The sequence below is a fragment of the Roseibium sp. JB4-4 genome (genome assembly GCF_055693425.1).
The window spans coordinates 4795670-4818559 of record NZ_CM146333.1 but is presented as its reverse complement, the minus strand read 5'-3'; the positions used below and the strand labels follow the sequence as shown (position 1 = coordinate 4818559).

16 protein-coding genes are annotated in these 22890 nt (G+C 55.8%); 7 read left to right on the top strand and 9 right to left on the bottom strand.

Annotation, left to right across the window (positions count from 1 at the left end; genetic code table 11):
• Nucleotides 1-42 precede the first annotated feature (42 nt).
• From ACZ1HV_RS22600 to ACZ1HV_RS22585, 4 genes are all read right to left on the bottom strand, one after another.
• The gene (locus tag ACZ1HV_RS22600; protein ID WP_472716386.1) at nucleotides 43-1476 is read right to left on the bottom strand and encodes a calcium-binding protein; all 1434 of its coding nucleotides are present in this window, start codon (nucleotides 1474-1476) and stop codon (nucleotides 43-45) included.
• The gene (locus tag ACZ1HV_RS22595; RefSeq protein ID WP_472716385.1) at nucleotides 1377-8009 is read right to left on the bottom strand and encodes a DUF5801 repeats-in-toxin domain-containing protein; all 6633 of its coding nucleotides are present in this window, start codon (nucleotides 8007-8009) and stop codon (nucleotides 1377-1379) included. The genes ACZ1HV_RS22600 and ACZ1HV_RS22595 overlap by 100 nt, the downstream gene beginning before the upstream one ends.
• 747 nt (nucleotides 8010-8756) lie before the next feature.
• Nucleotides 8757-8933, bottom strand: a complete 177-nt coding sequence (locus ACZ1HV_RS22590) for a transposase (protein ID WP_472716384.1) — start codon at nucleotides 8931-8933, stop codon at nucleotides 8757-8759.
• 244 nt (nucleotides 8934-9177) lie between these two features.
• Nucleotides 9178-9624, bottom strand: a complete 447-nt coding sequence (locus tag ACZ1HV_RS22585) for an Lrp/AsnC family transcriptional regulator (RefSeq protein WP_472718493.1) — start codon at nucleotides 9622-9624, stop codon at nucleotides 9178-9180.
• Nucleotides 9625-9756: 132 nt separating this feature from the next.
• Here ACZ1HV_RS22585 and ACZ1HV_RS22580 point away from each other — a divergent pair, with 132 nt between their 5' ends.
• The 4 genes from ACZ1HV_RS22580 (at nucleotide 9757) to ACZ1HV_RS22565 (ending at nucleotide 13994) form a co-directional block, all read left to right on the top strand.
• A complete protein-coding gene (locus ACZ1HV_RS22580; protein ID WP_472716383.1) occupies nucleotides 9757-10596 on the top strand; it encodes a PhzF family phenazine biosynthesis protein in 840 nt (279 codons plus the stop codon).
• A gap of 495 nt (nucleotides 10597-11091) precedes the next feature.
• Nucleotides 11092-11490, top strand: coding sequence for a RidA family protein (locus ACZ1HV_RS22575; RefSeq protein WP_472716382.1), 399 nt, complete (start codon nucleotides 11092-11094; stop codon nucleotides 11488-11490).
• A gap of 13 nt (nucleotides 11491-11503) precedes the next feature.
• On the top strand, nucleotides 11504-12100 hold the full coding sequence (locus ACZ1HV_RS22570) for a LysE family translocator (RefSeq protein ID WP_472716381.1): 597 nt from the start codon (nucleotides 11504-11506) through the stop codon (nucleotides 12098-12100).
• A 940-nt stretch (nucleotides 12101-13040) separates the two neighbouring features.
• Nucleotides 13041-13994 carry a LysR substrate-binding domain-containing protein gene (locus tag ACZ1HV_RS22565; RefSeq protein ID WP_472716380.1) on the top strand — a complete coding sequence of 318 codons (954 nt, stop codon included), beginning with the start codon at nucleotides 13041-13043 and terminating at the stop codon, nucleotides 13992-13994.
• Between the two features lie 138 nt (nucleotides 13995-14132).
• On the opposite strand, the gene ACZ1HV_RS22560 is transcribed toward ACZ1HV_RS22565, so the two are convergent.
• Both ACZ1HV_RS22560 and ACZ1HV_RS22555 read right to left on the bottom strand, forming a co-directional pair.
• Nucleotides 14133-14570 (bottom strand): globin domain-containing protein, encoded by a 438-nt coding sequence (locus ACZ1HV_RS22560; protein WP_298812696.1) that lies wholly within the window; start codon nucleotides 14568-14570, stop codon nucleotides 14133-14135.
• A 296-nt stretch (nucleotides 14571-14866) separates the two neighbouring features.
• Nucleotides 14867-15784, bottom strand: coding sequence for a LysR family transcriptional regulator (locus ACZ1HV_RS22555; protein ID WP_298962838.1), 918 nt, complete (start codon nucleotides 15782-15784; stop codon nucleotides 14867-14869).
• 710 nt (nucleotides 15785-16494) lie between these two features.
• On the opposite strand from ACZ1HV_RS22555, the gene ACZ1HV_RS22550 reads away from it, so the two are divergent.
• Nucleotides 16495-17499, top strand: coding sequence for a hypothetical protein (locus tag ACZ1HV_RS22550; RefSeq protein WP_472716379.1), 1005 nt, complete (start codon nucleotides 16495-16497; stop codon nucleotides 17497-17499).
• Here the strand turns inward: ACZ1HV_RS22550 and ACZ1HV_RS22545 are convergent.
• Both ACZ1HV_RS22545 and ACZ1HV_RS22540 read right to left on the bottom strand, forming a co-directional pair.
• Entirely contained in the window at nucleotides 17490-17789 is a 300-nt protein-coding gene (locus ACZ1HV_RS22545) for a hypothetical protein (protein WP_472716378.1), read from the bottom strand. The genes ACZ1HV_RS22550 and ACZ1HV_RS22545 overlap by 10 nt on opposite strands.
• A 75-nt stretch (nucleotides 17790-17864) precedes the next feature.
• A complete protein-coding gene (locus ACZ1HV_RS22540) occupies nucleotides 17865-18620 on the bottom strand; it encodes a DeoR/GlpR family DNA-binding transcription regulator (protein ID WP_472716377.1) in 756 nt (251 codons plus the stop codon).
• A gap of 136 nt (nucleotides 18621-18756) precedes the next feature.
• Between ACZ1HV_RS22540 and ACZ1HV_RS22535 the strand changes: the two genes are divergently transcribed.
• Together ACZ1HV_RS22535 and ACZ1HV_RS22530 are read left to right on the top strand one after the other, a co-directional pair.
• Nucleotides 18757-21174 carry a GcvT family protein gene (locus tag ACZ1HV_RS22535; protein WP_472716376.1) on the top strand — a complete coding sequence of 806 codons (2418 nt, stop codon included), beginning with the start codon at nucleotides 18757-18759 and terminating at the stop codon, nucleotides 21172-21174.
• A gap of 11 nt (nucleotides 21175-21185) precedes the next feature.
• On the top strand, nucleotides 21186-22112 hold the full coding sequence (locus ACZ1HV_RS22530; protein WP_472716375.1) for a phosphotransferase: 927 nt from the start codon (nucleotides 21186-21188) through the stop codon (nucleotides 22110-22112).
• Here ACZ1HV_RS22530 and ACZ1HV_RS22525 read toward each other — a convergent pair.
• A complete protein-coding gene (locus ACZ1HV_RS22525) occupies nucleotides 22099-22872 on the bottom strand; it encodes an inositol monophosphatase family protein (protein ID WP_298962851.1) in 774 nt (257 codons plus the stop codon). The two genes, ACZ1HV_RS22530 and ACZ1HV_RS22525, sit on opposite strands and share 14 nt — an antisense overlap.
• Nucleotides 22873-22890: the final 18 nt, after the last annotated feature.

The following is a 22890-nucleotide window of genomic DNA, read 5'->3' as shown; positions in this document are numbered from 1 at the left end:
GGCTGAAGCTGCCTTTTTTGCAACGCCTTGAGCGCTCTCGGCTCAGGCCGCGTTGACGGCAATGTTTGCTTCGGTGCCCTCGGTGTCAAGCACCACCCGGATCGTGTCGCCAATCGATGCGTGATCCTGGAGCGTCGCGGCTTCCTGCCAGGCGTGATCGCCTTCTTTGCCGACTTCAACGCGAAGCTCACCGTTCTCACCGCGCTGGGCTCGGATGTATTCAGCCGCATCGGCCGCTGAACCGAAAGCGTTGGCGAGAAGTTGGCCAAGGTCGAGCTTGTCGCCTTCTCCGAAGGAGTAATCGGTGATGATGTCGGCTTCGGCCAGGGAGTTGAGCACGAATGTGTCGGCGCCTGCACCTCCGGTCAGCGTGTCGGACCCGAGACCACCGATGAGAATGTCGTCGCCGTTGGAGCCAACCAGGATGTTGCCGCCATCGTCCCCTGTGATGACAGATCCGGCGACAGTCACCGTTACCGTAGCTTCAGGTGTGCCACCGTCATCGCCGGACGCGTCCGCGCCGTTAACCACCGTTCCGGGCGCTTCCGCGCTGCTGGAAACGGTAGAGGTCGTCAGAGGCGTTTCGTCCGACAGGACATCCAGTTCGATCGAGCGCGTCACGGTGGTGCCGTTCGCAAAGACCAGCTCCAGTTCGACTGCAGCCTTGCCGTCATATCCGTCAGCCGGTGTGTAGGTTACCGTGAAGTCTTCGCTGATGTCGACACTGCCGATGGACGTATCGCCCTTGATATCGACGGAAGCAAGGCCTGCGGCGACCTCCTCCGCAGTCGCTGCATAGAGCACCATCGCAACCCCGGCCGCGATGGCCGCGGACTGGCGGTTAGTATCGGCTTCGGTGTCGGCGGTGTCATCGTTTGCAGCGCCGAAGCTCACGCCGGTGTAAACGCCCTCAGAACCGTCCACCTTGGTGTAGGTGCCTACCGCAAAGACTGTATTGCCGTCAACGGCCCGGTCGACCTTGCCTGCGTTGAGATCGATCGAAGAGATCCCGTGTTCGAACAGGCTCTGGAGTTCACCCGCCTGGCTGAACCCGTCGGAGTTGGCATCTTGCCAGACTTTGATGTCGCTGAATGCGGCATCCTGAGTGTCGATCATGCCGTCACCATTGTCATCGAGCGAGGCCAGCGCTTCCAGAGAGTCCGCGAAAGAACCATCGTTGAAAACTTCGGAGAACACTTCCGATCCGTTTTCAATGGCCCCGGATCCGTCAAGATCGACCACCAACATGCCGTCATCGGGGCCAACCCAGCCGATGGTCTCAGCCGTTCCATCAGCATCAATATCGAAGACCACCGGGCCGGCGAGAAGCTCAGTGCCATCGCCGTCAAGATCGAGAATGATCGGGTCGGAGACTGTCACCAACAGACCGGCATCGTCGATCGTGTAGGTCTGGCCTCCAGATGAGAAGCCAAGGGTGGCGAACTCCACGATGGCCGGGTCGGCTGCGTCCGCCAAGGTGTATGCGGTCGCAAAATCGGCATCCAAGCCGGTACCAGCTGTATTGAATTGAACGAGTAAATCGAAACCACTTTCGAGAACACGCACATAATCGGACGAAGCCCCCCACTACCAATCGCCGCCTCAAGCGCGTCTAGATAACTCTGAAAAGTGTCACTGTCAGGCGTTGTCAGGGTGATCATCACATCATCGAAATTGATGACCTCAACGCTGTCCGTGATCGTGTCGGCGCCGTCACGGCTGTCGATTGTATCCTTGATCGTGATTGTTCCGTCGGCATTTATGGTCAGGACATAGTCCGCTGCATCGCCGGTCAGGGAGATGCTGTCGGAGCCTTCGCCTCCATCGAAGAAATCGTCACCAGCACCGGATTGGAAGATATCACCGCCGCCATTGCCATTGAACACGACACTGTGGCTGCTCGTCATTTCGGACGCATCGACGGTATCGCCATCGCCGCCGCCATCGAACGTGATCGTCGTCGGATCGAGATCAGTGCCGGTGAAATCGCCGGACACAACAAAGTTGTCGGCACCGCCAAGGCCATTGACGTCAATATCTTCAATGCCGTCGAGCTCGGCGATGACGGTCGAAGCGCCGGTCGGCCCGGATAGGCCGAGCGACACCACGATCTCCGTGTCGGCATCGAGCAAGCCGCCAAGGCCGGTCCGGGTGTTGTAGTCGGTTACCGTCTCGATGAAGAAGGTCTCATCGGCGGACGCTTCGCCGGTGACATCAAAGGTGTCTATGTCGGTGCCACCATCGACAATGTCGTGGCCATCGCCAACCGTCCAGAAGATCGTGTCGTCGCCGGCACCGGTGCCGATCGTGTCATCACCAGCGCCAAGAGTAACCTGGTCGTTGAACCCCGTTCCGGTGATATCGTCATTACCGGCGCTGTTATCGTAGATGCTGACCTCCGGCACGTCGCCAGTAAAGGTGTTGGTGGCGCTGACGATTGCGCTGACATCCGTTGCGCCAGAAGTCTCAACGCCGATGCCGATCTGCTCAAGTTGATTGTCCATGAAGCTGTTACCGGAAATAGCATCAGCATCGGCACCGTCATTTGCCAGGCCGACAAAGTTATCTTGCAGAACGTTGTCAGTGATCGTTGCATTCGAGCCCGGATTGAGAAAGATGCCGGTCGTGAAGCCTGAAATCTTTGAATTGCTGACGTCCAGCCCGTCTGCATCGCCTATTTCGTTAAGCACGCCGCGCGCATTGCCGAAACCGCCCGTGCGCTCGATCAGCATATTGGTGATGGTGATATCGTCCGCCACGACGTAAATGCCGGGCGTCGTACCTGCCAATGCATCCTGCAGGATATGTACACCATCGATCGTGCTGTCTTGTGAGCCTGTGTCAAAGGTGAAAGAGCCGGTGACCACGCTTTCCGTGCCGCGCGACGCATCGTCTCCGGAAACGTCTTCATTAGCGCCAAGGATCGTCAAATCCTTGTCGACGGTGACGTCTTCATCGTAGGTGCCGGGCCCAAGCAGGATCGTGTCGCCGTCTAAGGTGCCGACATTGTCGATGGCGTCCTGGATCGTGGTGTAAGTCGCTTTCAGGGCGTTCGTCGTGCCGTCGAACACCCGCACCAGCCCGGTATGCGTCACGGTTACGGAAAACTCGCCCGTGGCGCTGTCGCCGTCGCCGTCTGTCGCCGTGATGTTGAATGTCAGGTTGATCTCATTGGCCGCGGCGCTTGGGACCGCCAGTGTGTCGAGATTGGCCAGCAACGTAAATGTGTATTCGACCGTCGTGTCGTCGAGCGACACGGTGAAGACCTGATTGGCGTCCGGATCGGCGCCGGTGTAGCCCACAAGGGTGCCGTTCACGAAGTCAAAACTTACCGAGGCGCCATTCGACGTGAGGGTAGTGCCGGTACCTGTACCGTCGGTCACCGTCACATTGTTCTCAGCGGTCGTTGTGTCGGTGAAGGTTGCCGAGCGGTCACCCGTTCCATTGCTGCCATTGTTGCCGTCGTCGGCACCGAAATCGATGCCGAGCGAACCGCTGATACTGTTATCCTCCGCGCTGGATGTCAGCAGGACATCCGCGTTGATGACGCCGTCTTCAACGAGGGTCGCAACGATTTCCGGCACGTCGTCGGCGACATTTACCGTCACCAGGCCGGTCAGCGTGACTGCGTCGCCATCGCCGTCGGAGGCATCAATGAACTGGCCCAACTCAAGCGCGATCGGGTCGTCGGTGCCGTGGTCGAACTGCTGGAGCAAAGTGAAAACGGCGTCTGTTCCGTCGAGCGTCAGGGTGAAGAGGATTGTGTCATCATCGTCGAGTGCGCCGTTATCCGGATCGGTCGTACCGTCGTCGACGAAGCCGCTGATGGTTGTGCCGTCCGAGACGATGCGCACCTGAGTGCCGCCGGCAGTCAGTAAACCGAAGTCCTGCGCTGCAAACGTCTGGAGCGAGAAACCGCCGCCGTCGACGCCGAAATCGACGGTAGACGCGAGATCGAGCGTGGCGATGAAGGATCCTGTGCCTGCCTGGAACACATAGACCTGGCCGACATCCGAACCCTGCGTTGCGTCTCCCGGCGCACCAACGGCGATGGTGTTGCCCTCGATTGAAACCGAAGCACCCATGTCATCTCTGCCGAATGAGGACGGCGTCGGGTCCTCCAGCGTTTGGATCAGGTCTCCCGTCGTTGCGTCGAAAACATAGCTGCGGCCGCCTTCATTTCCACCCGCGTCGCGGGCCGACGCGCCGATAACGACCTGGTTGCCGTCGATGGCGACGGAAAACCCAAAAAAGCCGGCCTGGACGGGTTCAGGGTCATCGAAAGTATGAAGCAGCTGGGACGTACCGGTCGTTTCATCAAAGGAATACAGATAGGCTTGGCCACCATTTAGCGCGGTCGTGTCGTCCCCTCGCGCGCCGACCACCACGAGATTGCCCTGGATCGCGACATCGGACCCGAAAAAGTCCAGACTGTTCGGGCTAGGGTCAGTGAAGGACAGGATGAAGTTGCCTGCGGTATCGAACAGGTGCACCTCGCCCACGGATGTGCCGTTGCTCGGGGCGGAGACGACGAGGAAATCGCCGTCGATGTCAACCGCATCGCCGAACCGGTCTTCTCTCGAAGGGTTCGGGTTTCTGATGAAAATTGACGGGTCCGGGTTGCTCGGATTGCTGGCATCGAAAAGATATGCTTGCCCGCCTCTTGTCCCCCCGTCAGGAACCCCGACGGCGCCAATCAGCAGCAGATTACCCGATATGGCCACATCGGAGCCAAACAGAGCTTCTCCGGGACGGAACACCCCGTTGAACAACGGCGCATCGTAGCTCGTGATCAGGTCGCCTGTCGTTGCGTCAAACAAGTGAGCTTCGCCCTGACGGGGCCCGCCCTGGGCATCAAAAGGAGCGCCGACAAGGATAAGGTTTTCTTCCATGTCGACAGAAACGCCGAACTGCGGTCCACCAAAGAAACTTCCACGGCTGAAACCGGCGCCGTCGAATGTGTGGACAAGGTCGCCGGTGGCCAGATTGAAAAGATGGACGTCGCCGAAATCTCTACCATTGCGCTCATCGCGCGGCGACCCTACCAGCAAAAAGTTTTCAAAAACGGCGACGGACGCGCCGAAACCGTCCGCGCTGGTCACCGCGGGGTCGTCGAATATGACGGGTGCACCCGCCTCATCCACTGTCGCCGTCACCGCGACGTCTGTCAGCTCCGGTCCGTCGTCGGTGATGCGGATGATCTCATAAAATTCGCTCCCTAGCGGATCCGTCAGATCTCCTTCAACATCTCCGTCGCCATCGGTGACAGTGAAGTCCAAGTACAGATCAATGGGATCATTGTCGCCTGTCCCCGGATCGGGGTGGTCGAAAGCCGCCAGTTGCGTGAAATCATAACTACCGTCCGGCCGAACGACGACTTCGAAGACGTTTTGCAGTGAGGTCTCCGTCTTACCGATGATTGTTATCACCCCGGTGGCAGTGTTCGTACTTACGTCGGTGGTTACCCGTTCGCCGCCGACCGTTAAATAGTCAGTCTCTTCAATCAACGGAAAGCTGGAAAGAAATATGTCGTCGCGGATGACGAAGCCATCATCATCCGAGAACACTGCGGCGTTGGTTACGACTGCGCCATCGGCACCTGGATCAAACTGGAGCTGCCCGCTGACTATGGTCTCCAGACTATCTGCTTCATTAACTTCAACAGGATCGAAGGGGTTGGGTTCAATGGGATCGGGCCCGTCATCGTCGAAGGTAATCCGGTCGCTGATGTCTTCGCGTGTTGAAACGGTATCCCCGTCAGCGTCGGTTACCGTGAGCTGGGCCCAAACCGAACCTGGATTAACCGTGCTGTCGTTGCCAATCGCGATGTCTTCATCAGAGCTGTCGGGATCGTCGTGCCAAAGCGACACATACAGGGCAATGCTGATGCTGCCATCATCTTCAATGGCTATGGCAAAAGCGGCTGGGTCGTTTGCGTCCGCAGTAGCGCCAATTTCATCATACCGGCCAACGATCAGATCCCCCTCTACAAAGAGGAAGATCTCCTCTCCTGGGCCGGTGTCTGCTTCACCCGTTGTGTAGAGGCCGGACGAAACCGGGCCCGTTGAATCGGCACCTGCGGCATCCACCAGCACCAATTCAAGCGACTGATCCTGGATCGGCGCGTCGGCACCGGCATCGAGCGATGCGTCCACATCAATCACGGTGTCCCGTGCATAGATGGGACCGAATGGAAGAAGGTCGTCGTCGGAGCCAACACCACCAGCACTGGTGAGCACGTTGGCGAAAAGATCGATCACATCCTGATCGTATTCCCCTGTGGTCTCATCGAACACATTGTCGCTGTGCTGCTCACCGTCGGACGTCTCATCGACGCGAACGGTACCTGGGCTAGGATCACGACGTGACGGGGTCGAGTCCAGAAGTACGAGCTGCGGATCAGGCACATCATCGTTGATGACGACGGCGAAACTGCCGGTCACGCTGTCGCCGTCGCTGTCAGTCGCGGTGAAGTCGGCGCTGAGTGTCAGAGCGTCGCTTTCGTCCTCACCGCCAGAGCCGGTGTGATCAAGGTGGTCCACATTGTCATGCAGGGTGAAGCTGTAGCTGCCTTCGTCAGAAGCCGAAGAGCCATCATCAAGGCTAAGGCTGAACACAAGACGGTCACCAGCGGTGCGGCCCTCGATGGATGTGACCGAACCGTCCGTATTCGTGCCGGTGATAACGACAAGAACCGCTTCCCCGTTGGACGTCAAAGCCGTGCCGCCGGCCGTAACCACCGCAACACCGCCGGTGACGTTGAGGCCGACCTGACGGTCAATGCCATCGGAGACCGTACCCTGGCCTTCGTCCCAACTGTCCGCTCCCCAGTTGATACCAAGCGAACCGGTCACCGTTGCAGTGGTAAACGCGTCCGTGCCCGCATCAGCCTCCTCGGTCACCACCCCAAGGATATTCCCCGCGATCACTGGCGTATCGTCATCTACACTCACCGTCAGTGTGGAGCTTGCTGAATCGCCATTTACATCGGTGGCGGTGAAGCCGAATGGCAAAGGCAGACTGGTACCCTGGTTCGCACCGTCATGATCAAGGTTGTCATAAAGGATGATTTCGTAGGCTCCGCCGAAATCTTGAGCATCGCCGGTGATGATGAGTTCGACAGTGAAGACAATTGCGCCCGAGCCATCGGTCTTTGTCGCGGTCACGAACTCACCGCCAGGGGAAGCCGGGTTCTGCGAGAAGCTCAGTTCCAAGGGCACGCCGTCAGACGTCAAATCTGCCGGGAGATTGCCCTGATCGAATAAGAGACTGATCTCGTTGATCGTTCCCGCGTTCTGGCCGAAACTGAGACCCAAATCGCCAGAGGCCGTCAGGGGAAGATCATCGGCTCCGTTGGCATCCGTTCCGTCGGCCAGATTTGCCTCGTCGAGCGAGACTTCAACTGCACTGCCAATGACCGGAGCCGAATTCGGCAAATCCGGTGTCTGGTCGTCCGCGCTGCCGCCATCGCTTTCCGGCCCATCGCCGGTTAAAAGCTCGTCCGCGCCCGCGCCATCGCTTTCCGGCGGTTCACCCGTCAAAAGGTCGGCAACTCTCAAGCCGTCGCCAAGATCCCCAATCGAGACGTCTTCAAAGGCCTGGCCGCTTCCCTGCGGCCCGCCCAAAGCCGTTGCAAGATTGGTTGTTTCACCCGATGCAGTCTGGATCTCGTCGGCAAGCTGAAGATTGGCGATCGCCGTGAATTCATCGATAGAGAGCGTCTCGCCTTCTCCCACCAAGGCGATTTGTGAATTGACGTCACCCTCGAAGAAATTCTGGATGAGGACGGTTCCTCCATCAGGGAAAATCATCTGCAGGTCGCCATCGATCCTGATGAAGGAAATGTCTTCGCTCAGGATTTGCCTGAAATCAACCAGTTGGCCGGACGCAAGAAACGTGACGATGCTCTGCTGCGCGTCTGGACGTGTAACAACCAGAAGTCCATCTGCTACATCTTCGTTTGCGTTGTTGGAGACGTTGGCTGGGGCGATCCGCACGATCTCGTTCATTCCTGGGCACTCTGCACATTGGCGGTTTTAACTAGACTTGCACTCCCACCGTTTACAGTTTTTTTACCCTTATAAATAGCCCACGTTTCATTAACTTTAGAAAAGGTAAATACGCAAGTTCAATTCTGAACGAAATTTCCAAGTAAAATTAACAAAACAGAAGACGTCAAAAATACAAAATACGTGTGAAATAATCAAAATTTCATCTTTTATAATAAATTAATAGCAAAATTCATAATACTTAAAAGAAATGTTTCAGAAATTTATTTAAAACTTGAAAGCCTTCAGCTAGAAAGAGCATTTACGCAAATTCAGCAGGTCATTTTCCAATCTGGACTGCTCACAACTCAAATCGTGAGGCACTAATCGTGCTCGACTGCAGCGATTTGATCGCCGGTGAGATCTGCCCCTCGCCCAATTAAGTGACCCGCAAGATTTTTAGAGAAATGGAGGAGCTTGAACGTCCGCGAAGCGCCATACGCCAGAAGAAATTGTCTCGAACCACCGCCCCATTTCAAGCATTTTCGGTTGTGGTCAATAGGTACAATTGGTTCGTTTAGCAAAAGCAGCCCGGCGTTTTGATATGAGGATAGATTAACGATCACAGGTCGCAAAAATCCCTTTCCCAAATCACATCAAGGTATGCGAGAAAACCAAACCGGAATCCGATGGGCCGGGGGTAATAGCGGTAACGGTCCTCCGCTATCAGTTCAACATGATCTAGCGCGGTCCAATTGGGCCCAATTTTTAGTAACATAACTTGATTGCTCTCTTATTCGGATCAAAGAACTTCTTCTTCCACGCATAAAGGGAATGAGCCCTGACACCCGGACGCTTCGAGACCACAGCAACAGGAGAACCAAGCTCCGTGATTTGAGCCGCCACGGCCCGCTTGAAATCGCCACTGAAATCGCTCGTGTCCATGATGGCCCCTTCCCCCAAAATTAGAATGAAGGCGTCTACAAATCACAGGAATGGTCACTCCTGGTCTTTGAAGATGAGCCAAAACCTCTCCGTCGAGCAATCAGCTTATTTGCACCCAAAGGTGCTGACGGGAAAAACCCGACAGTCATCGCCACACGCAAAAGATCCGTCGGCTTCGCGCTTGGCTTGAGTATATGAACGGTGTGAACAAGGGCTATAGATCCCAGGCTCCGAGCCCAAAGGATCAGCTTGTGGGGGTTAGCGGCGGCAGCCGGTTTTCAAAGATCGTCGATTTGACGATTGAGGTATGCGTTTCCGCGCGATCATGGAACGGCAGCAGGATCTCATCCAGCTCTCCCACATCCCGCAGAACCAGACGGGCAACATAACAATCATCGCCTGTGACACGGTCACACGACATGAAACGCGGTTGCTGTTCAAGCATCTGTTCCACGATATGCAACTGACCGCTGCGGGGTTTTATCCTGACCAGCGCCTGAATGGTGTATCCAAAACTGCGCAAGTCTATTTGCGCACCAAACCCCGAGATATAGCCCCGTTCCTGCAAGTTGCGCAGTCGCTCGCCAACCGCTGGTCCAGACAATCCAATTTCTTTGCCAACCTCCGCCAGGCTCGTGCGGCTATTGGCCTTCAGAATTTCCACAATCTGACAGTCAATTTGATCAATCAATTTCGACATGCAAAAAATTTATGCGAAATACCATCGAGATGAAAGACTTTTTAGCCAAACGCAATTGATATGTTCGGGACAAGCTGCCGCGGCACCCGGTATTGTCACGCCACATGACATGAGGAGATATTGATGGATATTCAGCGAATTGCAGCATTTAGCCAGGGTGCAGAAGGGGGCAATCCCGCGGGTGTCGTTCTGTTGCAAACCGCGGTTGGGGACGCAGATATGGCGCGGGTCGCGGCCGAAGTCGGATACTCGGAAACTGCTTTTGCCGTTCAGCAGGATAGTACCGGCAATAACTGGCGGGTCCGCTACTTCTCGCCTGAATCCGAAGTGCCGTTTTGCGGCCATGCAACGATTGCACTAGGGGCGGCGTTGGGCCAACGCAACGGTGCTGGCACCTATTCACTGACACTGAACGACGCATCAATTACGGTTGAGGCCGAAGCATCCCAGGATGGGATGGTCGCGACCCTCGCGTCGCCGCCGACCAAAAGCCGTGCATTGTCCGGCTCTGAAATGCGAGATGTTCTGGCGCTCTTCAAGCTTACAGAGGATGACCTGGATCCACGACTTCCACCTGCTCGCATCCACGGGGGTGCGGACCATGTTGTACTGCCGCTGAATGACCGCGCCCGGCTTGCGTCCATGGATTATGACCTGGACATGGGACGAAACGTGATGCGCGAGCACGGTCTTGTGACCATCATGCTGGTCTGTATAAAGGACAATCAAACGTTCGACGCACGGAATGCCTTTGCCTCTGGCGGCGTGTTCGAAGACCCGGCAACGGGTGCCGCGGCAGCAGCGTTTGCAGGGTATCTGCGCGACAGTAGCTGGCCGCATGGAGGCCGTTTTACAATTCGCCAGGGCGAAGACATGGGTAGCCCATCCCTAATCCACGTCACGTTGGATGATATCAAAGGCGCGTCAGTGCGAGTGTCAGGGGCAGCGCGGGACATCGCGTGACAGATACACCCGCTTTCATCCACGCCTGCATCACTACCCATATCCGTAAGGATGCAGGCGGGGGTACCGGCATGCCTTTCCGATGCTGTCACTCTTTGAAACCTTAGTGATGATGGGGCGACAGCAGAAACACCGGACAAACCAGCCTTTGCTGACTTGGCGCAAAAGGATGTGAGGGCTTTTGAAAGACTGCATCAGACGTTCGCCGGGTCTCTACAAGTTGGACACAACAGAAGTTCAGATCGACTGTAGCGCCGTGATAGCAACGGACCTTCCCAAAGGCGGAAGGCAGGACTGCATATGCATTTCTCAGGCTTTGCTCTGGCACTTTCACGGAATGCGTTGAAAACGGAGGCTTTGGCCGAATTGTCGATGAGAATTGACTGAGCCAACAAAAGGGCTGATGTGTCGCCCGCATTTTTTGTTCGTCCTGCCGGTTGTGTGGGCCTATTCGTCCCTTGCAAACATCGATCAACACCAGAGGGGACTGACAACATGATCAGCCAATTGTCACCGGACGCCCTGCGCGCTGTGCCAGAGCAATACCAAGGTATCTATGCGCATGGGACGCACATTTTCGCACCGCAGAATTTGGTGTTCCTTTCTGGGCAAATCGGCGTCGCAGCCGATGGAGTGACTTGCGCAGGTTTCGAGCGTCAGTGCCACCAGGCGATGGACAATGTTGAGGCCCTTCTGGCCGACACGGACATGGGCCTGCCCGATGTCCTGCGCGTGATTTACTATGTGACCGACGTGGCAAACTTGCCGATCCTGTCCGAGATACGCCAGGCGCGATGGAACCAGGGCCAAGCCCCGGCGGTGACCACGCTTGTTGTGGCCGCACTGGCCGCTCCAGACCTTTTGGTTGAAATTGAAGTGACCGCAGCTCGGTAAATCTGGACGCCTTATGTCAGAGCAGGTGCTTGCCCTTATTCTATTCGCGGTTATCGCGACCTCGTCACCTGGCGGGGCAACAACGCTTGTCACGGCATCGGGCGCGCGCTTTGGCTACCGCCGGAGCCTGCCACTTATCCTTGGCATCGCTTTTGCGCTAGCTACACTGGTGGCCGTTTCGGGAACGAGCTTTGCCACGACGATCATCGCGGCACCAAGCTTACATTTGGCTGCAAAGGGAATTGGCTCGATCTATCTGCTTTGGCTGGCGGCAAAAATCGGCCTGGCCGGTCCACCAGCGGCAAGCAAAGCGAATAGTCAGCAACCCATTGGCTTTTTAGGGGGTGCAATGCTGTTGTTGGTGAACCCAAAAGCATGGGCAATGGCCTTGGCCGTAGCTTCATCTTTCTCACAAATCGCGGTGCACCCGAGGACCCTTGGCTTCATACTCGCCACCGTCTTTGCGGTGGCTGCCTGCCTGTCCCTTTCAGTCTGGGCTTTGGCGGGCAGTGTTGTCGCGCGAACACTCAGCAGAGCGTGGCATTGGCACATGTTCAATTGGACAATGGCTGTACTGCTTTTGGCATCGATCGTAATGTTCTGGGTTTAGCGGCGGAAAAGTGTGTCTTGTGACGATGAAGAGGACTTGCCGAAAGACCGACCACTATCATTCGGCTGATCCCGTCCTTGTCATTTACACTTCGGTCGGTCACGCTTCGCGTCTTGCGACTAACATGTTTCCGAAGAACGCTTCCAATTACAGACCCTTTTGGAATTGCATGCCTCACCGGTCGTTTGTGTAGCCAGGCAATCGGGTTTCCACGCCACAACAGGCGGCAATCCTACTCGGCCGTTTGCCTGAATAGAGCCTTCAAGTGTTACTTCGGATGATCATCAGACACGTTCGGCACCATATTGGCAATTGACTCGGATCCAATTTGCAAACCGACATTCGTTCGTCACACGGCATTGATCTTTCCGGGCTTAAAGCCCGCTTTCGTTCCAAGTGAACGGGACGAAAGGTATGTGTCCCTTTTCAGCCCATTCTGCGATCCGTCACTGGTGCCAAATGCAGACCTTCACAAGATGTGTTGCAAATTATTCAGTCGGGTTGTTTTGACAGGCCCATGACCCGAAGACGCAGAGCTGCAATTTGGTTGCGCAAGGCATAGGCCAAATCATTGATCAACTCGTGCTTTTGGCTCGACCGGGCTGAATGACGAGAGTGCGATGCTTTCAGGCACAGTGTCGCGCTCACCGCCAGTGGTCAGAGCGTGGCCTGGCGTTTTCTCTCGCCTGCCGAACATCTTCTGAATTCATTCCAATGTCCCGGCGCAAGTGAACGGGCAAGTTATCGACATGGGTCCGGGGTCTTGGGCGCCGCGCGAGAAACAACGTGTGACTGTGTACCCAGGGTGCAAAAATTTTGATAGCTTCTGAGAGTGAATATCTCATATTCTGAGTCCGATCCTGACTAATTTTCCCAATTTATCGGGACTTTCGGATCCGACATCAAACAAATCGGCCATCACCAGACATTAGTGAGATTTATGAATGGCGCGTTCTTCGCTCCCCCACTTGCCGCCGTAAGAGCCTTTGAAGCAGCGGCTCGTCATGGAAGTTTTACCAGTTCGGGCAGAGAATTGGGCCTGACGCAAGCTGCGGTCAGCTATCAGATAAAGGTGCTGGAAGAACGGGTCGGGCAGCCTCTGTTCCACCGGCGCGCCAGAGGGGTCGAACTCACGCATGTCGGGACCGAATTGGCGAAAAAGGCAAGCGCAGCACTGGATGTGATTGCAGATGCCTTTGCCGAAGCACAAGGCAGCGCGCAGGCAACACTGGAAATAAGCGTCATTCCCACTTTCGCGACCAATTTCCTTGCCGAAAGGCTGGGCCGCTTCCAGATTGCGCATCCCAACATCGCGGTGAGGCTCGAAGTAAGTGAAACGCTGATCGACTTTCAATCTGACACGTTCGACATCGCAATCCGCAGCGGCAAGGGGCAATGGCCGGATCTGGAATGCCACAAATTGATTGAAATCGAATTCACGCCCATGCTGAGCCCGGCTCTCGCTGAGACCATCGGCGGCGTCAGCAAACCTGAAGACCTCCTGAAACTTCCGATCCTGGGCGGAGGGGATCCATGGTGGGTGCGCTGGTTTGAAAAGGCGGGGGTCAATTCCGACGTCCTAGAAGGTCGACCGAGCCAAACCTTCGGACCGCAGATTCTGGAAGCGACTGCCGCAATGGCAGGGCAAGGTGTCGCCATGCTGACACCTGCATTTTTCAAAAGCGCAATCGACAGCGGTCAATTGATCCGTCCCTTTGAACTCTGTTCCAGCGACGAAACAGCTTACTGGCTGACTTACGCCCATGCCTACAGGAACACTCCTAAAGTCAAAGCCTTTCGGTCCTGGCTGGTCCAAGAAGTAGATGGCTTCCTGCAAACCGAGAAACAAAGAGGTTATGTTTCTCGCGCCTCCAGTTTAGCTGGTCGCGACTGAGGCAGGACACATAACGGCTGTCTTCCACCACGTGGAAGGACGGCAGTCAAATTCGCAGGACTTGCTGATGGAACTTGTCCTTTCTGCATACGCGCAACGATCCGGCAATGCCAAGTTATGCACACAGCGCTCCATCGGTCAGACCGTCACCTGTTGCGATGGAGCAGGATAAGCCGCCTCAAGCATCACGTCGGCAAGGCTGTCATAGGCATGCATCCAGGCTGAAAGCAGCTCGTCTGAAAGCGTATCTTCCAGAAGGGTTTCCAGCATTTTGATCAAGGCCTGGCGAACAAGAGCATAGTGTGCCCTTTCAACACCGTAGGCCAGATGGCGCAGTGCAAGATCCCTGACGAGAGGCTCAAGTTCTTCAGCATTTTGAAGTTGCGAAACAACCAACCCAAGCGTGCTCATGAGCTTCACGGACTGGGTGCTCATGTCTACTACGAATAAATTTCTCGTCTCGGGCGCGAGCTCGAACAGTTTTTCATAAAAGACGTCTCCAGCACGCTGCAGGTCGCCAGAAAGCCGGATATAGGATGTGCGAACGAGATCGATATCGTCCCGGCTCAAGCTCATCTTTTCTCTCCTGTTTTTCGGTCTTTGGCAGCTGTTGGCTTCAATTGTTTTCGTTGAAAAGAAGCTTAGAGGAACACTAGCCACTTGTCGGACAACCGGCTACAGGCAAGTACGCAGGAAGAGCCTGCACATTAGTGCGAAGTCATGACTGTCTGGAGCGGCTATCCGGTGGATTTGTGCACTGGTCCAAATTCTGTCGAAAAGATACGGACAACAGTTTTTCACTTGATGGGGACAATCTCTGATGGCAGTCCGACAATTGTCAGATTTTGCTCCGCTTGTTTCATTCGAATTCGCTAAGCGGCACGCCCTTCATTGGCCGTACTGGTTTCCTTGGCAGCGCACTCCAGGTCGGTTTTCAGGCTACCGTCGCCAAAGAGAACTTTTGCAGTCTCACGCAGTTGCCGGATCGCGGTCTGAACCCTTAAAGTCTGTACGGTGTCAGGGTGAACGTGAAGATGCAACGGTCGGGTGAACTGCGTTCTTTCATCACCGATGCGACGGAGACCTTTGTCATGCTCGGCAATGCACATTGGTAGCAACCCCTTGCCAAGTCCTTGTCGGATTGAAACCTGAAGCAGCCCTGGATCATTCCCGACGATATGAATCTGCTCGTTACGCTTCCTCAGTTTTTCAAGATACTTTGCCGGCAAGCGACGCGCTGCGCTGTCGTCGAGCATTGACACCCAGCCGAGATCGTTCGCGTCACAATTGCTGGAGGCGTAAAGCGCAAAGGGAACATCTGCGAGTTTGATTGCGAATTCACCCATTTGAGGCGGATCTTCAAACCAGAGCGAAATTGTGGCTGCGGTCCAGGACGCGATGGTCGGGTAACCGGAACTCAAGCGAACAGTCAGTCTCGGATGCCGCTGTTTCAGGGTTGGAAGGAAGCTATCGGCCAAATGAGCGAGAACCCAGTGGTCACCCAGTATCCGAAGTTCGCCGACAGGTTCACTTGCGGGAGAAGCAGCGGTCTGGGCGATGCGCTCGGCCCGCCGTTCGATCTCAAGTGCGTCAGCGATCAGTTTCTCACCGACTTCTGTTGGAATGAGCCCGGATTTTGATCTTAGGAAAAGAGTTGTGCCAAGTGCAGCTTCCAACGCGGAAAGACGACGGCCAACTGTAGATTGATCAACTTCCAACATCACCGAAGCGCGCGTCAGCGACCCTGACCGCACCAGTGCGAGCAATATGCGAAGATCGTCCCAGTTCAATTCACTTGTCTCCTTTTTGCCTAGCCCTGGTCCACCAGCCTGGAAATCTTACCGCCCGTAACGTCAAAAAGCGACATGTCCTCAAGGGAAATGTTCTGGCCGGCTCGCCAAGTGTCCGGCAGTTCCCGTGGACCAATTCTGTATTGGCAATCGCGGCATTATTTGTGTTGGTGGCGGCGAGCGCGGTGTTAACTTCCTGATGGCATACCGGGACTCTGCGTATTGCTGCGATGGCCAATTGGCAAAGCTCCTCGCCACCAACTGCTTCCTCCCTGATATCGCCAACCGAAAAATTGGCGAAGCCGTTGGTTCGTGACGGGCAAGAGATCGTGCTCTCCAAGTCTTTCGCATTGCAGGCGTAAATACAGCCCGCAACAGGTTCAGGAAGGTCTTCAAGCATCTTGCAAATAACCTGGGTTGCCTCCCTGACGCACCGTCTCTTCCTTCCAAAGGTCGCTTAACGGGCACGCCTGATCCAACAAAAGAGACCAAGCCTGCCATAAGCAAAGTTTGTCGGTCCCTCGCCTAGAACGTGAAAACTGTCTCGACTTCCAAAAGACAATCGGGAAGCGGTCGATACGGCATGTCTGCATGATCCTCGTGCAGACATGCCGGTTCCGGTCCAGTCAGCGCGTGCTCAGTTAAAGGACTGGGCGGAGACCCCGTGCGGTCACGCGATTTGAACAATTGATTTAAAGCGGAAGATTATCATGTTGAGCCTGCCTGGTGCTTTGCAGAAACCAACCTTTCAACCGAAGTGGCGTAGACCAACGAGCGCCAAGATGATCAAGGCTTGGCCACCGACCGGTGCTGCAGGCGATCACGTTGTCACAGAAGGCGGTTTCGCAAAAGTCGCAAAGAAAGCTGTCCGGAACAATGTCTGGGACGTCATAATCTTTAATTTCCAAACCGAGGTTCCCCGCGAAGTCAACTGGTATCTGCATCACGCGGTTGGCTGCTGGATGTCGAAGGACAAGATGAACTTTTGTTTTGATGGTGCCCGGACGGCTGATGGCAAGTTGGGAAGGGTCTACCTTCCTCCAAAAGACTGGATGCCGCCCTCGTATTTTAAACGCGGGTCCGGATTTGGTGGGCAAGTTGACCAACATGCCGATAGTGCTGTGCGCCTTCTGGAACGCCTGGCGGTTCGAATGCCTGGCATCTATCACCATGGAACCCAGTTGCCTGCGCGGGCCTATCGAACAGTGGCTGACCTCATCAAACGGCGGGATGTCGGGCTCAAAATCGACCCCAGCAGGGGATTATATGAAGCGGAATATGTTGCTGATGAAAAACGGATCTACGTAGGTTCGGCTGTGATGCTTAGTAGACCAATGTCCTATGGTGTAATTGCCAACGAAGCGACCCACGTATTCAATCACTATCGAAGCAATACCACCAATGCCTATCACGAAGAAGTGGCGTCTTCGATGGCAGACTCCATCGCCCTCGCTTGTATGAGTGAGGAAGCGACGCTTGCGCGGTTGCGCGAGGGAGGCCTGATGGACAAGCTCTATTTCGCTGGTTGGGTCTGGGTCAATCACCTTAGCTGGCGCAGAAATGTGACGCTTGAAGACTTCAACAGTTTCTATGACCACCCGATCACGGGAGAGAGGCGCAATCCCAAAAACGACTTTTTAGAGTATCACAAACTGATGGGATACATCCTGAAGATACGCCAATACGTTTACAATGAATGGGATCCCTACGCATAGGACTGTTCGAAGAGCAAATAGTCTTCCGCTTCTGGATACTCTAGATTTTTTTCGACTACGGCCCGAATTTGGAAGACGTCCGTCTCCATTATTTGACGTGATTTCTCTCTTTTCTGACGAACGTCCCGTATCGCTTCTTCGCGGTTGAAGCTGCAGGTATGCCCACAGTCAAAAAGTCCCCAAAGCGAATTCGATATCCGTTCGCTTTTATCCTCGCCATCCCTGCCTTGCAGATAATTTCGAATGCTCAACGGGGTCTTTGGTGAGGTGGCAAGGCCGGTTTCCTTCATGCTTCCGCGCCTGACACCTCCTGATTGCGGGGCAGTTCAGTTGTCCACGGCACCGTGTGGAAGTGTGGCAAGTTGTCAGGGAAACCGAATGTCCAGATCTGCAAACAATTCCGCAAAATCCTCAGGTGGCGCTCTGTCGGTCACGAGATAGTCTCTGGGTTTCAATGTCGGCTGACGGAGCGCCGGTTTGCGCATTTGCGGTTCAAATTTGGAGTGATCGACCGCCATGATCGCACGCCCTGCATTTGCCAGCATTGCGCTTGCAATATCGACCTCGCATTGCTCGTGGACGAGAAACCCTTTCCGGGCGTCGACCAGCGAGGCCGACAGCAAAACGTAATCCACCTGCATCCGTTCAATGACGTCAAACGCCGACCGGTCGAAGGAGGCACCGTCGTGGTCCCGCAATTGCGTTCCTGCCATGGAAACATTGTTGCCTGGGATCATCGCAAGCGTGCTTGCCACGTAGGCCGAATTGGTGACAACAGTGAGTTCGCGCCGGTTTCGCAGTGCCTGTGCGACGAACCCGGATGTCGATCCAGTATCGATCGCGATGCTGTCGCCATCCTGGATGATTTTCACAACCTCTTCGGCGATCGCCACCTTGGCTTCACGGTTCAAGTTCATGCGGGCCAGATAGGGCAGATCCGCAGCCGACTTGGTCGAAACCAGCGCGCCATGCACCTTTTGCAATGCGCCCCGGTCGACCAGGGGGCGCGAGACCCGCCGGATGGTCTGATCCGAAACTCCGAGGATGCGCGACAGCTCTTGCACACTAACGGTGCCACGCATGTCCACGGTCTGTAAAAGCGTTGTTTCGTATTTCGACATGAAGCCTGTTTACACCAAAGTTTCTGGTCGAATAAGTCTATTTTGCACCCACAATTCAACAAAAATCAACAATCCTATTGTTATGATGTTGATTTTTGTTAGGATTTGAGCTGACTCATAGCACTTGGATCTGCAAATGACCCAACATTCGGCCAAACACCTGATCATCGGCGGCGGCATAATTGGATGCTCGATCGCCTATCATCTGACCCGGATGGGTGAAAAGAATGTGGTTCTCCTGGAGCGCGCCGGCCTGACTGAGGGAGCGACATGGCACGCTGCCGGGCTGGTCGGGCAGTTGCGCTCATCACGCAATACCACGCGTATGCTTAAAAAATCCGTTGAAATGTATGACCGGCTTCAAAACGAAGAAGGCATGCAGTTCGACTGGAAGAAAACCGGTTCGCTCAGACTCGCCGCAACAAAGGACCGTCTTCTGGAAGCAAAGCGTCTGGCCACCATGGCACGCAGTTTCGAGCTGGAAATGCAGATCATAACGCCTGATGAAGCAAAGGATCTTTTCCCTCTGATTGAAGCGCGTGGTCTTGAGGGCGCAGCTTTCATTCCCTCTGACGGCTATGTCGACCCGGCCTCGCTTTGCCAGGCCGTTGCCGGAGCAGCCCGGCGCCAGGGCGCGGAGATACGTCAGGGGGTTGAGGTACTCGACTTTGCCGTCTCGAAGGGCCGGATCACGAGTGTCGAGACAAGCGAAGGCGCGTTCGAAGCTGAGACAATTATCCTTGCGGCAGGCATGTGGAGCCGGGAACTCGGCGCGAAACTCGGCGTTCGCGTTCCCGCCTGTGCCGTCGAACACCAATACATCGTCACCGAGCCAACCGGAACCGAAGTCGGCCATTTCCCGACACTGCGCGATCCGGAGCGCCTGGTCTACTACAAGCCGGATGTCGCCGGCCGCCTGGTCATTGGTGGCTACGAAGAAGATACGCTTCCCTTTGGAGACCGGGGCATTCCCGGTGCTTTCGTACGTCAGTTGCTGCCGGAAAACCTGGATCGCTTCCTGCCGCTGGCGGATCTGGCCAGCCAGGTTACGCCGGTCGTCAACGAAGTCGGCATCCGTCAGGTCATCAACGGGCCTATCCCCTACTCCGCCGATGGCGATTTCGTCATGGGCTGGCAGCCAGGCTTCAACAATCTGATGATGGCCACCGGATTTCTCTACGGCATCGCCGCAGGCGGCGGCGCTGGTGAAATGATCGCCGAATGGGTGGTCGAGGGGCAATCGTCTCTTGATCTCTGGCCGCTTGACGTGCGCCGCTTCGGACCACACCACGGAACCCGCACTTTCATGTATCCGCGTGCGGTTGAACACTATGCCCACCACTACAAGAAAAGATATCCGGGCCAGGAACACGAGAGCGCACGCCGGTTGCGATTGTCACCGCTCTATCAGAAACTCAAGGATCAGGGCGCGGTCTATGGTTCAAAGAACGGTTGGGAACGGCCGCTCTGGTTCGCTCCTGACGGCGTGGCGCCGGTTGATCAGTTGGACTTCCTGGATCCGGGCTGGAAGAAATATGCAGCCCAAGAACACAAGGCCGTTCGGCAGCGGGTTGCATTGATCGACCAGTCGAGCTTTTCCAAATTCGAGATTGTCGGCGCCGACGCTCTTGCAACCTTGCAACGGCTGGCTGTTTCCAACATGGACAAGCCGGTCGGCTCGGTCATCTATACTCAGCTCTGCAATAATCGCGGGGGCGTCGAGGCGGATGTAACGATCGTCCGGCTGGATCAGGATCGTTTCTATTTGGTGACCGGGTCGGGTTTCGGTGTTCGCGACAGCGACTGGATCAAACGCAATGTGTCCGAGAGCGCTTCAGTACACATCATCGAAGTGACGAGCGGGTACGCGGTTATCAACATTGTCGGTCCGCACTCACGTGATGTACTGGCGGCAGCCTCCGAAAGCGACGTTACCAATCAAGCGATCCCCTTCTCGACAATGAAGGACATCGTCGTCGGTGCGGCTCCGGTTCGGGCAGCCCGCATCGGCTATGTCGGCGAACGCGGCTATGAACTGCATGTTTCGACGGAATTTGCGGCCCATGTTTACGACACGCTCTGGGCAGTCGGTGAGGCTCACGGCATTGCCAATGTCGGGTATAGGGCGATCGCGAGCCTCAGAATGGAAAAGGGCTACGTCTATTGGTCCGGTGATGTCACACCAGACTATACACCGATCGAGGCCGGTCTCGGCTTCAGGGTCCACTTCAAATCAAAGGGTGATTTCCTTGGACGTGCGGTTCTGGAAACGCAAAAGAACAACGGCGTCGAGCGCAGGCTGAGCACTTTCGTGACGAAGGATCATCTGCCGCTGACGGGAGGAGAAACCATCTTGCTCGGAGACCAGGTGGTCTCATCAGCTACCTCGGTTGGCTATGGTTACACCGTCGGACAGACAATCGTGCGCGGATATCTCGACAAGGCACACTGGGACTGCACAGAGTTCAGTCTGGAAGTCTTTGGAGAACGTCATCCGATCACGCAGGCGAGCAGCCCGCTTTACGATCCAGACAACAGCGCACTCAAGGGATAAACGGGGGGAACATGACGGAACACGCCGAAAAGGTACTCGCGGCACTGCGCTCCGCACCGCAATTTGCAGATGTTGTCTCGGTAAAACAAATAGCCCGCCTCGGCGGATTGACCAATCTCGTCCACCGCGTCGACCTCGACGATCAGTCAGTTGTCGTCCGCATTCCGGGCGAAAACACCGAGGAATACATCGATCGGGGTATTGAGAAGCACAATGCAGCGGCAGCTGCCCGGGCCGGTGTCTCCGCCGAGGTTCTCTTCGCCGATGCCGTGTCTGGCGTGATGATCACGCGCACGATCGACGGCATCGAAACCATGACCCCCGATCTCTTCAAGTCGCGTGCCGGCTCACCCGGCCGGGCCGGTGCGGCCCTCGCCAGATTGCATGCATCTGGTGAAACCTTTCGCTTCCGCTTTGAGCTTTTTTCCATGATCGACGATTATCTCAAGGTTTTGTCGACCAAGGATGTCTCCCTGCCGGACGGGTATGAGGACGTGGTGGTTGTCGCAATGCCTATTGGTGAGGTCCTGGCTGCGGCGAACCTGCCCCTGGCACCCTGCCATTGCGATCCTCTCTGCGAAAACTTCCTGGATGACGGCGAGAAGATGTGGATCGTCGACTGGGAATATTCCGGCATGAACGATCCTTTGTGGGATCTCGGAGATCTCTCGGTCGAGGCTGGAATGAATGCGGCGCAAGATGCGGAAATGCTTGCGGCCTATTTTGGCCGCCAACCAACTGCCGCAGAGACCGGCCGGGTGGTGATCTACAAGGCAATGTGCGATTTGCTCTGGACCCTTTGGGGGCTTATCCAGCTTGCCGACGACAATCCGGCCGAAGACTTCTGGGCCTACGCCACCGGACGATTCGACCGATGCCGCAAACTGATGCAGGACCCTTCTTTCGAGTCGCATGTTGCTGCTGTCAGGGCCGGTTGAGCAACTCCAGAAGCTCTGCGTGCAACTCTGGCGTAGCTGCCGTGACTGTGCGTCCGTCTGATCTCATTGTGAGCGGATTGCCCTGCCAGTCCGTCATCACTCCGCCGGCCGCCTCGACCACGGCAGATACCGGCAGATAATCGTAAGGCTGCAAATCGTAGTCCACGACGGCATCGACATGACCGCGCGCCAAAAGCGCATGCGGATAACAATCGGCACCCAGCCTGCGCAACTGACCAGAACGGACAAGACGCTGAAAAGCTTCCGGTTCAGACACGGCCAGCTTGTCACCCTCATTGATGAACAGATGGGCTTCCGCAAGAGAATTGCAGGAACTGACTTGGATGGCCGTCCCGTTGCACGTGGCCGGAATATTTTCGCCCCCGGCATAGACTTCGCCGAGTACCGGCATTCGGATCACACCCATCTTCGGACAGCCTTCGATCAGAAACCCGAGCAGCATACCGAAGAGTGGCAGGCCGGCGATGAACGAACGCGTGCCATCGATTGGATCAATGATCCACATCGCAGCAGCCTCTCCTGTCTGTCCGAATTCTTCTCCGAAAACCGCTTCGTCAGGAAAATGCAGTTGGATGCTATCCCTGAGAGATCTTTCGGTCGCCTTGTCCGCCAGAGTTACCGGGCTCAGATCGGCCTTGGTTTCTATCTCGGGATTGTTCCTGAAATAAGAAAGGCTGACAGCCGCCGCTTCTTCCGTAATTGCCAAGGCCTTTTCCAACCTGCCCGAGAAATCCGACATCTCGCGTTCCTCCGCATT